Origin of the sequence: Mucilaginibacter sp. OK098 (genome assembly GCF_900142915.1) — a bacterium.
GTDB lineage: Bacteria > Bacteroidota > Bacteroidia > Sphingobacteriales > Sphingobacteriaceae > Mucilaginibacter.
The window spans coordinates 293,250-305,190 of record NZ_FRCM01000009.1; the positions used below are offsets into that span (position 1 = coordinate 293,250).

Genomic DNA, 11,941 nt, shown 5'->3' on the forward strand with positions numbered 1-11,941 from the left:
CATATATTTTATGAAAGTGAAATACTTATCAATACTCGTTACAATAATAATAACAAGCCTTGGCCTACCCTGTTTTTCCCAATCCATTTCCTATTTAAAACCGCAGGCGCCATTACTTAATACCATTAAACACAACCGTGATGATGCCGGTAAGCAGTATGAATTTATGGCAGGTAAGCTTGCTCCCGGGCAGTTCCCGAGAAGCTATAACCCGGTAACCGATAAATTTATAGCCAGTAATTCTGGCTGGTGGTGCAGCGGGTTTTATGCCGGCACCTTATTAAATTTATATGAGCTGGGGCATGATGAAGCATTGCTTGCAGAAGCGAGCCGCTCAATGGATAGCTTAGCTAAAGAACAGTATAACACCCACACACACGACCTTGGCTTTATGATGTATTGTAGCTTTGGCAATGCTTACAGGCTAAACCCCAAACCGGAGTACAAGCAGATCCTGGTTAACAGCGCCAAATCATTATCTACCCGTTTTAACCCAAAGGTGGGATGCATCAAATCATGGGATTCAAAGCCTTCTGATTTTTTGGTGATAATTGATAACATGATGAACCTGGAATTATTGTTTTGGGCTACAAAGGAAACAGGGGATTCCAGCTTTTATAAAATTGCGATAACCCATGCCAATACCACCATGAAAAATCATTACCGGGCCGACTATAGCTCCTATCACGTTGTAAACTATAATGCCCAAACCGGCGAAGTGCTGCAGCGCAAAACAGCGCAGGGATATGCCGATGAATCAGCCTGGGCTCGCGGGCAGGTTTGGGGGCTGTACGGCTTTACCGTAATGTACCGCGAAACAAAGGATAAGAAATACCTGGACCAGGCACAGCATATTGCCGAATTTATCCTTAATCACCCTAACCTGCCGGTGGATAAAATTCCATTCTGGGATTTTAATGCTCCAAATATCCCGGGTGCTTTGCGTGATGCATCTGCAGGGGCAATAATGGCATCGGCATTGCTGGAGCTATGCCGCTATGCAGATAAAAAGGATGCAATAACTTATTTTAACACAGCGCAAACCATCATAAAAACTTTGTCATCCCCTGAATACAAGGCAGCTCCTGGAGCTAACGGAGGCTTTATTTTAAAACACAGTGTTGGCCATCTGCCACAAAAAAGCGAAGTAGACGTTCCCTTAACCTATGCAGATTATTATTTTGTGGAGGCGATGGCACGGTATAAGCAGTTTTCGGCGAAATGAGGGAAACTTTATAAACTTATGTCATTGCGAGCGCAGCGTGGTAATCGCACGCATGCAAAGCGGCCAGGTAAGGTTCTAAACCTTTCTATTCGCTCTGCAGAGTTCGCGATTGCTTCGTACCTTTACAGCAATGACAAGTGGGGTTACTTATTCTTCAGCATTGAAGCTGCTGCTTCATCTAAAAACCATTGGATCTGTCCAACAATTGGCTCTATCAGCTGAGCCGGGTATTCTTCAATATCTTCGTCATCTTCCAATACATGATGTACTGCTATGGCTTTTCCCTCGCCATACACTAAAAAGGCAATGTTTTGTGCCTCGTTAATTAATGGCGCATTCAGGGTAATGCGAAAAACCTGCTGATCTTCTAAATAAACATCGCTTACACCGGGTACCCTGTCATGTAAAACAGGCGTATGAGGGAACAATGATGCTGTGTGCGAATTATCGCCCAGGCCAAGCAATATCAGGTCAAAGCTTAGTTCTGTTTCGTCAAAAAATTGTTCTACCTCTTCCTGGTATTTTTTAGCGGCTTCTTTAGGCTCAAGGCTGGTATCAACCGCAAAAATCTGCGCAGGGTCAATCATCAATGGTGCAAATAAGGCGTTCTTTGCCATCAGGTAATTGCTATCCTTATCCGTTTGTGGCACATTGCGTTCATCGCCAAAAAAGAAATAAACCTTCCCCCAATCCAGCTGATCGTGAAATGAATCTGCCAGTAGCTCATAAAGTTTTTTGGGCGAGCTGCCGCCGGAAAGGGCTACCGAAAATTTGCCATTTTTAGCAATGGCCTCGCTGCCTATTATTACAAAATATTCAGCCAGTGCTGTCAGCACTTCATCGGCTGTATTATATATATTTAACATGGTGGTTGTGTTTGTGATCAGAGGTTAAAGAAAACTTACGAAGTTTTTAAAACTTCGTAAGTTTGTTTATCTCCAATCTCTAAAAAACTACTTCTTTCCCCCTTGTACCGGCAAGGTGAACCAATTAAACCCATCGCGGGCAATCAGCGCCTCGGCAGATTCTGGTCCCCAAGAGTCGGCAGAATAGTTAGGGAAATTTAAACTCTTTTTATTTTGCCAGGTGCTCAGGATCGGCATTACCAATTCCCATGCAGCCTCAACCTGGTCGCTGCGCATAAACAAGGTCTGGTCGCCAAGCATGGTATCCAGTATCAGTGTTTCATAAGCTTCAGGAGCCTGGTTGGTATAGGTGCCTTTATAGTCAAACACCATATCAACAGCATTTAAAACCATATCAATACCCGGGCGTTTAGCCTGTACCTGCAAACGAATACTCATTTCGGGCTGGATACTGATGATCAGCCTGTTCTGCTGCCAGCTTTCTGCAGCTTCGGTAGGGAAGATCAAATGCGGCACATCCTTAAACTGGATGGTAATAACCGATGACGACTGGTGCATCCGCTTGCCTGTGCGCAAATAGAACGGAACACCCTGCCAGCGCCAGTTATCTACAAAAAACTTTATAGCGGCAAACGTTTCAGTATTTGATTCAGGATTAACCTTTGGCTCTTCACGGTATCCGGGCACTTCTTTGCCTTTCATCCATCCGCTGCCATACTGGCCCCTAACGGCTGAATTACGCACGTCCTCCGGACCAAACCTGCGCATAGCCTTTAACACATCAACCTTGCGATCGCGCACCTCATCGGCATTAAAGCTTACTGGTGGTTCCATGGCTATGTGGCATAGCAGTTGCAGCAAATGGTTCTGGATCATATCACGCATAGCGCCTGATCCATCATAATAGTCGCCGCGCTCTTCAACGCCCAACTGCTCGGTTACCGAGATCTGCACATGCTCAATATAATTACGGTTCCAGAGCGGTTCCATTATGCTATTGGCGAAGCGGAAAGCCATTATATTCTGAACTGTTTCTTTACCCAGGTAATGGTCGATGCGATAGATCTGGCATTCATCAAAAATACTTGACAATAGTTTGTTCAGATCTTTTGCCGTTTCAAGGTCATGCCCGAACGGTTTTTCAATCACTATCCTTACCTTTTTAGAATCATCAGCCAGTTTAGCCTTTGAAATATTAGAAGCAATTATTGGGAAAAAATTTGGTGACACCGCCAGGTAATAAATTACATTGGCCTTTGTTTTCCAATCGGTATTGTGCTTTTCAACACGCTTGCCAAACTCTTTATAGGTTTCAAAATCATTGATATCCGATACCTGGTAATAAATGCTTTTTTCAAACTCTGCCCACTTTTTTTCATCAGCCTTTCCGCTGCGGGAAAACTGGTTGATATCATTATGCAGATTGGTCCTGAACTGCTCGTCAGTAAACTTGGTACGACCCGTACCGATGATAGAAAACTGTTTTGGCAGCCATCCGTCTAAAAATAAATTATACAAAGCCGGCCCGATTTTACGCGAGGTAAGATCGCCGGTACCACCAAAAATTACAAATATTGTAGGGTCTGAGTGTGTGCTTGTGCTCATTTTATTTAACATTATCAGCTAATAAATTATGATATTAATCCTCGCTTTTAGGAACCCATTGGGTATGGAACACGCCTTCTTTGCCAATCAGCTCGTAAGTGTGTGCGCCAAAATAATCGCGTTGTGCCTGGGTTAAGTTTGATGGCATCCGTTTGCTGCGGAATGCATCAAAGTAACTCAATGACGATGCATAGGCCGGGGTAGCAACACCTGCGGCAACTGTTGCCGAAAGCACTTTTCTTGCACCCGGTACCGCAGCTTTTATCAGTTCTGCAACACTGCTGTCCAGTAATAAATGGGCCAGCTTGGCATCCTTTTGATAGGCATTGAAAATATCGTTCAAAAACTCCGAACGGATGATACAACCACCGCGCCAGATCTTAGCAATGTCGCCTAAGTGCAGGTCATATTTATATTCTGCAGATGCTAATGACAGCAAGTGCATGCCCTGTGCATAGCTAATGATCATATTGAAGTAGAAAGCTTGCTCCAGTGCTGCTAAAAACTCATCTTTATTTACATCAAGCGTGATCTCATCCTTACTGTAAATATCACCGGCTTGTACCCTTAGCGCTTTGTATTTCGACAGATCGCGCATAGCTACAGCAGTATCAACAGTCGGGATTGGCGCCTGAAGGTCCATTGCTACCTGTGAGGTCCATTTACCGGTACCTTTAGCTTTAGCTTCGTCCTTAATATCATCTAATAATAAATGATCTGTACCCGGAGCTTTATATTTGAAAATATCTTTGGTGATATCAAGAAGAAAAGATTTCAACCTGCCATCATTCCATTTGGTAAACACGGTGCCAATAGCGTCATTGTCAAGTTTTAATCCTGTTTTAAGGATCTCGTAAGTTTCAGCTATCAGCTGCATTATACCGTATTCGATACCGTTGTGTACCATTTTAACAAAGTGGCCTGATGCTCCCGGACCAATATAGGTAACACACGGAGCGCCGTCAACATGGGCTGCAATTGCTTCAAATATCGGCTTCATCACGTTATATGCGTCCTTATCGCCACCCGGCATCATGCTCGGGCCGCGGCGGGCGCCTTCTTCACCGCCCGATACACCCATCCCGAAAAAGTGAAGGCCTATAGCTTCCAGTTCTTCAACACGGCGGTTAGTATCGGTAAAGTGTGAGTTTCCGCCATCAATTAAAATATCGCCTTTTTCAAGCAGGGGGGTTAATTCCTCAATAACGCTGTCAACAATTTTACCGGCCGGAACCAGCATCATTATTGCGCGCGGCGTAGTTAAGCTTTGTATAAATTCTTTAGCATCACCAAAACCTTTAACATGGTGATCTTTCCCTTCCTCATTTAACGATGCTACTTTGGTGGCATCTTTATCGTGCCCTGCTACCGCATAGCCATGATCGGCCATGTTAAGCAGCAAGCTGCGGCCCATAGTACCAAGGCCTATCATGCCGAAAGCATATTTTTCTGGTGTTGCACTCATTTTACTTGGGGTTGATTTTCTTTTTTTAAATTTTCTAATATCTCTTTAGTGGTTTCAAAGCTGGTGTGCTGATACGCACGCATGCCCAGCTTTTTAGCTGCAAGTGCAAACATCTTCCTGTCGTCAAAATAAACGCATTCCTGTGGCTGCGCCATAGCTATACCCAGAGCCAGCTTGAATATGGCAGGATCAGGCTTGCGGATGCCTACTTCACACGATGATACAAAGGCATCGAACAGATCATGCAGCTTGAATTTCTTGATCCGGTAATCATTCAGCTCCTTGCCCTCGTTATTGATAGCCATTATTTTAAAACCGCAATCTTTTTTCCACTCTTTTAACCAGGCAAGCGTATTTGGTAACTCCTTTGACTGCTCGAACATGAAATTTTTAAAATCCTCGCGGGTAAACTCGCGGGGATGATTAAAAACTACGGTATCAAGGTATTCTTCAAGGTCAACACCGGCTGCTTCGTACACATTGAAAATAAACGTATGAAGCTCTTTTACCTCGCTATAATCAAGGCCGAATTTTTTGGCGGCTTCCTCACGCGATTCGTGCCCCCATCCATTGGTAAGCAAAACACCCCCAATATCAAAAAACAGGAACTTGACGGATAATGTTTCCACGGTGCTTAAACTTTACTTTTTTGATCTTCAATTGCCTGCAGTAATTTTTCAAAAGGTTTGTTGAATTTCTCAATTCCTTCGTCTTCCAATTGCTGGGTAATGGCATCAATATCAATTCCGGCAGCTTTTAACTTGTCTAATATCGCGGTAGCATTATCCAAACCATCTTCTAAAGTATTGGCTGCAATACCGTGATCGCGGAAGGCCTCAATGGTTTCTAACGGAACAGTATCAACCGTATCAGCACCTATAAGGGCCTCAACATATTTGGTATCTTTAAATGCAGGGTTTTTGCTGCTGGTACTTGCCCAAAGCAAACGCTGCGGCTGTGCGCCTTCTGCTGCCAGTTTTTCCCAACGCGGGCCACTGAACACTCTTTTATAAATTTCGTAAGCTTTTTTTGCTGACGCGATAGCAACTTCGCCTTTTAAATCACCAAGGCCTTTTTCATCAAGCAGAGGGTCAACCAAAACATCAATGCGGCTTAGAAAGAAGCTGGCTACTGATGAAATATGGCCAATTTTATGACCTGCCGCCAGGTGATCTTCCAAACCTGATATGTATGCTTCGGTTACTTCTTCATAACGCGGCAAGCCAAATAGTAGGGTAACGTTAATATTTATTCCTTTGCCAATTGATTTCCTGATAGCCTGTAAGCCGGGTTTTGTACCAGGAATTTTTATCATTACGTTTTTGCGGTCTACCTTTTTCCAAAGCTCTTCTGCCTGTTTAGCAGTGCCTTCGGCGTCTAGTGCTAAAAATGGAGATACCTCTAAACTCACATAACCATCTTCACCTTTTGATTCATCGTAAACGCCTTCAAAAAGCTTGGTAGCATTTTGAATGTCGGTAACGGCTAAGCCAAAAAATATTTCTTCGTTAGTTTTATCGCCTTCAGCCAGTGTGCGGATATCGTTATCGTAATCTGAACTGCTGGTGATTGCTTTTTCAAAAATGGCAGGGTTTGAGGTTACGCCCCTAACGCCGTCCACATCAATCAGGCTTTTTAATTTCCCTGATGAAATAATCGCGCGGTCAATAAAATCAAGCCAGATGCTTTGACCAAAGCTGTGTATTTGTTTTACTTTATTAGTTTCCATGATTTGTTTTTTTTTATTAGTCCGGAAAGTCGGGAAAGTCCGAAAGTCCGGAAGATTGTTTGTACTTTTTGTTTTAACTTAGGGCATTGTGCCCAACTAATCTCTGATCTCTAGCCTCTGGTCTCTAAAAGAGCAACCTTCCCCAGCCTCCGCATATGCCTGTCGGCCCCGGTGAACTCTGCGTTTAAAAAGGCCTCGATATATTCTTCGGCTGCACTGCTGCCGGTAACGCGGCCACCCAGGCAAAGCACATTCAGATCATCGTCCTCAACGCCCTGGTGAGCAGAAAAATGATCGTTAATAAGCGCCGCCCTAACCCCTTTTACCTTGTTGGCTGCTACAGAAGCACCAACACCGCTGCCACAAAGCGCTATACCACGGTCAACTTCTTTATCAGCCACAGCCTCTGCCAATGGGATAATATAATCCGGGTAGTCATCAGTATTATCCAGCTTGTACGCGCCAAAGTCTATTACCTCATGTCCAAGCTTTATCAGCCATGGATGAATGATCTCTTTTAATTTATATCCGCCGTGATCGGCTGCTATTCCTATCTTCATTAGATTTGAGTATTGAGATGTGAGATATGAGACAGAAAATGCGGCCTCATAATGTTCATTTAAGAGACGTGAGACATGAGAAAAAATCTCAAATCCCACGTCTCAAATCTCATATCTATAATAACGCCTTCGCTCTTTTTACAACATTTTCAACCGTAAAGCCAAAGTGCTTGTACAGGTCTTCAGCCGGTGCTGACTCACCAAAGGTGGTCATGCCAAGCATGTCGCCTTCGTCGGTAGTGTATTTATGCCAGCCCATTGGCGATGCCATTTCAACTGCCAAACGTTTTTTGCTTGCTTTAGGGAATACTTTCTCTTTGTAAGCGGCATCCTGTTTTTCAAACAGTTCCCAGCTTGGCATACTTACCACACGGGTTGAAATACCATCAGCTTCCAGTTGTTTCTGTGCTTCCATTATTAAAGCAACTTCAGATCCGGTTGCCATCAGGATCAGATCGGGCCCCTTGCTTCCTTCTGAAAGGATGTACGCGCCTTTTTCCAAACCATCGGCTTTGCCGTATTTATCCTGGTCAAGGATAGGAAGTCCCTGGCGGGTAAATACCAAAACAACCGGGCCATCCTTGTGCTCAACTGCCACTTTCCACGCATATGCGGTTTCATTAGCATCAGCAGGGCGGATAACGGTGATTCTTGGGATAGACCGTAAAGAAGCCAGCTGCTCAATAGGCTGGTGGGTTGTACCATCCTCGCCTAAGCCAATACTATCATGCGTATAAACAAATATCGGGTTTATCTTCATAATGGCTGCCAAACGGATTGGCGGGCGCATATATTCAGAGAACATCAGGAAAGTAGCGCCAAATGGGATAACTCCTTTTGTTAGTGCCATTCCATTTAATGCCGATCCCATTGCATGCTCGCGAATCCCGAAGTGGAAATTGCGGCCTGCCCTGTTTTCTGAGGTAAATGAATCAAATTCCTTTAAGTTAGTTTCTGTTGATGGGGAAAGATCTGCCGCACCACCTATTAAATTAGGGAGCTTGCCTGCAATAGCATTCAATACTTTGCCTGATGCCTGGCGTGTTGCCATTTTAGGGTCAGAGCCTTTAAATACCGGCAATGCATCTTTCCAGCCTTCTGGAAGGCCGCCGCTGCTTAGTAATTCATATTCTGCTGCCAGCTCAGGGAATTTGGCTTTATAATCGGCAAACAGCTTATTCCATTTTTCTTCGGTTTTTTCGCCCCTTGCACCAGCTTTGTGGTAATAATCTAATACCTCTGGCGGTACATTGAATGATTTTTCAGGGTCAAAGCCAAAAAATTCTTTAACCAGCTTTAGTTCATCAGCACCCAACGGAGCACCGTGCGAACCTGCTGTACCTGATTTATTAGGGCTGCCATAGGCAATTAATGAACGCACCCTTATTATGGATGGTTTTTGTGATTCGGCTTTGGCATTTATTATTGCAAGCTCCAATGCGTGGGTATCATTTACATCGTTAACTTCCTGAACATGCCATCCGTAAGATCTGAAACGTGCGCTTACATCTTCGTTAAAGGTAATGTCGGTACTCCCTTCAATTGAGATGTGGTTATCATCGTATAAATAGATCAGGTTGCCCAACTCTAAATGTCCGGCTAATGAAGCTGCCTCAGAAGTTACACCTTCCATCAAATCACCATCACTACAAATAACATAGATCTTGTAGTTGAACAGGTCGAACCCAGGTTTATTGTAGCGGGCAGCCAAATGTTTTTGACCTATTGCAAAGCCAACGCCATTAGCAAAACCCTGACCAAGCGGACCTGTAGTTACCTCAACACCCGGGCATAAGCCATATTCAGGGTGCCCGGCAGTCTTGCTGTTCATTTGGCGGAAGTTCTTTATGTCATCAAGTGAAAGATCGTATCCCGTTAAATACAAAAAAGCATACTGCAGCATACAGGCATGTCCTGCCGAAAGAATAAACCTGTCGCGGTTAGCCCAGTCAGTGCTTTTAGGGTTATAATTCATAAACTTTGACCAAAGCACATGTGCCATTGGTGCCAGCGCCATTGGCGTGCCCGGGTGTCCTGAATTTGCTTTTTGTACTGCGTCGGCAGCTAATACCCTTGCGGTATTAATTCCAAGAGTTTCAATGTCCTGTGTAGTTGCGCTCATTGTTGTTTTGTTTGTTATTTCTTTTGAATTTTTATTGGTTTGATTGTTTGAATTGCACTGCCATTTGCCCACAACCTGGCTCCCCCCTTTATTCCATCCGCGTTCGAAACAATTTTCATGTTCTTATCCAGCTTAAATGTGAGTTTGTCGGAGTTGCCGCCTCCTATATATAAATAATCGTAATTAAATACGGTTTTTAAAACTTCAAAAACTTTCAGCATCCGCTTGTTCCACTTTTTCTCACCCTCTTTTTCAAGTGCAGCCTCACCAATATATTTATCGTATGATTTTACCTTGCCAACAGGCTGATGCGCAAATTCAAGGTGTGGTAATAAATTTCCATCAAGTAAAACTGCAGTGCCAAAGCCGGTTCCAAGGGTTATTACTACCTCAAGCCCTTTGCCATCTACAACACCCAGGCCCTGCATATCAGCATCATTAACCACCTGGGTTTCTGCTCCCAATACTTCTTTCAGCTTATTGGCAAGATCAAAATCTTTCCAAAGTTCGTTACTAAGGTTTGGCGCTGTTTTTATTACACCATGTTTTACATACCCCGGAAAGCCGACTGAAATCTTATTATACTCCGGAAAATCCTTTACCAGCGTTTTTATGGAATTTATAACACTTTCGGGACTTGCCGGAGTGGGTGTTACTACCTTTTCGTATTTTTTTTGCAGCTCACCTTTTTCGTTCAGGATAGTTCCTTTAATGTGCGAGCCTCCAATATCAATGGAGAGGATTTTTAATTGCTGAGGGGTTGATTTCATTAAATTGGGTGGCAGAGATGTATGAATAAATGGACAACGATTTTAGAGCTGTAAATATCAATAATTATATAATATAATGTATTAATATTACGCAGAAATATCAAAGCCAAATAAACAACATTAAGCTTAAGCCATTGTTTTTTTTATGTCATGCTTTCGCGTTTTTTACAAAACCGTTGCAAAAAAAGGATTATTTAATTAAAAAAAGGACCTTTTGAATCCTTTTTTTAATTAAAATCATTATTTTAACACAAAAGTGATAAAATAACCACCAAAAAACATGATAAAAATCATACAATATCCCAATTGGGTATATTATGACTCAAAAACCCTACCTGAATACCAGCATATCAATATCTCTTTCGCCTTTTTTCAATTTTAACCCGAGTGCTGTAAGAGCATCGGTAAGTGAGTCTTTCTTTTCGGGTTGATAATTGAATTCAATATCATATTTAATGTGCGATCCGGTTTCGTCAACAACAGGCATTTTTACCAGTCCGAATCCTTCAAGGTAACCTGCTATTTTACCAAGCGTTACTGCATGCCCGCTAAAAGCGCCACTACTGCCGCCAAAAGTTTCCTCTTTATCTGCTGATTGTTTAAGCCGTTTTACTTTAGCGGTATCAGCAATTTTAAGCAGGTAAACTTCTTTGCTTCGCTTTTCAATTGCAGCCTTTAAATCAAATCTGGAGTGAAGCTCCTTTATGAGTGTGGGCATCAGTTCATTTTCATGGCCTTTTGGTACAATTAAATCAATGCAATAATTTGTTTTATTTTGTTTGATGTTTTCTTTTGGGGTAAGGTCAATAACCCGCCCATAAGGCTGATCATTATAAGCAATGCGGTAAATTGCTTCTAATGGCAGGTTAAACATGGTTATCCGCCTCTTTTTAAAATTACTGTCAGTTGGATACGTTCTCGACATACTGCTTACACCTTTAATTTCCGGCTGGATCAAAAGGCGGCTTTGCACCGTATCAGCAGCGCTAAAATATGATTTTACAGGGTCAGCTACCATATTGTCTTCTTTAAGAGGCAGATTAATGGGTTTCCCGGCTATAACAGCAGTAATGATTTTTGCAGTTACGTTAGCCGGTTCAGTAATAGCTACAATTTTACCACCGCCATCAATCAGTACAGTATGCGGAATAGTATGATAGGGAAAAACCGCACGAAGCTCATCGGCCGTATCAACAGCAAACCAAAGTGTTGAGGGTATGGTGGTAATAAATTGCTTTATCCGTTTCTCTTTTTCAGTGCTTACAGTTATCACCTGCAACTTGCCTTTAAATTGTTTCTGCAATTCCTGCAGATGTGTCATGGCTGTTATACAGGGGCCGCAATAGGTTGCCCAAAATTCAAGTATTACAACTTTGCCTTTAAAATCTTCAATGTTTGTGGTTTTTACCGGGGCGTTTAAAACAGTTTGGAATTTAATAGCCGGTACATTTTGGCCGACCTTTACCTGCGCGGATGCACAAATGCTTAACGCAAGAGTTAATATTGATAAGGTTATTTTTTTCATTTTATAGTGATTTATTTTCATGTCAAACGTATCTTAATTTGAGGGCCGCGAAGGTTAACCAAGGTTAAGAAGGG

General features: G+C 42.8%; 10 protein-coding genes. 1 reads left to right on the forward strand and 9 read right to left on the reverse strand.

Going from position 1 to position 11,941, the window contains the following annotated elements; genetic code table 11:
- The first annotated feature begins 10 nt into the window (after window positions 1-10).
- Window positions 11-1,225 carry a glycoside hydrolase family 88 protein gene (locus BUE31_RS27155; RefSeq protein ID WP_073406999.1) on the forward strand — a complete coding sequence of 405 codons (1,215 nt, stop codon included), beginning with the start codon at window positions 11-13 and terminating at the stop codon, window positions 1,223-1,225.
- A gap of 143 nt (window positions 1,226-1,368) precedes the next feature.
- Here BUE31_RS27155 and pgl read toward each other — a convergent pair whose 3' ends face one another.
- From pgl to BUE31_RS27200, 9 genes are all read right to left on the reverse strand, one after another.
- Window positions 1,369-2,091: a 6-phosphogluconolactonase gene (gene pgl / locus BUE31_RS27160; RefSeq protein ID WP_073407000.1), complete on the reverse strand. Its 723-nt coding sequence runs from the start codon at window positions 2,089-2,091 to the stop codon at window positions 1,369-1,371.
- Between the two features lie 87 nt (window positions 2,092-2,178).
- Window positions 2,179-3,696: a glucose-6-phosphate dehydrogenase gene (zwf, locus tag BUE31_RS27165; RefSeq protein WP_073407069.1), complete on the reverse strand. Its 1,518-nt coding sequence runs from the start codon at window positions 3,694-3,696 to the stop codon at window positions 2,179-2,181.
- A 34-nt stretch (window positions 3,697-3,730) separates the two neighbouring features.
- On the reverse strand, window positions 3,731-5,161 hold the full coding sequence (gndA, locus tag BUE31_RS27170; protein WP_073407001.1) for an NADP-dependent phosphogluconate dehydrogenase: 1,431 nt from the start codon (window positions 5,159-5,161) through the stop codon (window positions 3,731-3,733).
- The gene (locus tag BUE31_RS27175; RefSeq protein WP_073407002.1) at window positions 5,158-5,790 is read right to left on the reverse strand and encodes an HAD family hydrolase; all 633 of its coding nucleotides are present in this window, start codon (window positions 5,788-5,790) and stop codon (window positions 5,158-5,160) included. The genes gndA and BUE31_RS27175 overlap by 4 nt, the downstream gene beginning before the upstream one ends.
- A gap of 5 nt (window positions 5,791-5,795) precedes the next feature.
- A complete protein-coding gene (gene tal, locus BUE31_RS27180; protein WP_073407003.1) occupies window positions 5,796-6,890 on the reverse strand; it encodes a transaldolase in 1,095 nt (364 codons plus the stop codon).
- A 110-nt stretch (window positions 6,891-7,000) separates the two neighbouring features.
- Window positions 7,001-7,450 (reverse strand): RpiB/LacA/LacB family sugar-phosphate isomerase, encoded by a 450-nt coding sequence (locus BUE31_RS27185; protein WP_073407004.1) that lies wholly within the window; start codon window positions 7,448-7,450, stop codon window positions 7,001-7,003.
- 115 nt (window positions 7,451-7,565) lie between these two features.
- Window positions 7,566-9,572 (reverse strand): transketolase, encoded by a 2,007-nt coding sequence (gene tkt, locus BUE31_RS27190; RefSeq protein ID WP_073407070.1) that lies wholly within the window; start codon window positions 9,570-9,572, stop codon window positions 7,566-7,568.
- Between the two features lie 14 nt (window positions 9,573-9,586).
- Window positions 9,587-10,342, reverse strand: coding sequence for an ROK family protein (locus tag BUE31_RS27195; RefSeq protein WP_073407005.1), 756 nt, complete (start codon window positions 10,340-10,342; stop codon window positions 9,587-9,589).
- Between the two features lie 331 nt (window positions 10,343-10,673).
- Window positions 10,674-11,867, reverse strand: coding sequence for a TIGR03435 family protein (locus tag BUE31_RS27200; protein ID WP_159440752.1), 1,194 nt, complete (start codon window positions 11,865-11,867; stop codon window positions 10,674-10,676).
- Window positions 11,868-11,941: the final 74 nt, after the last annotated feature.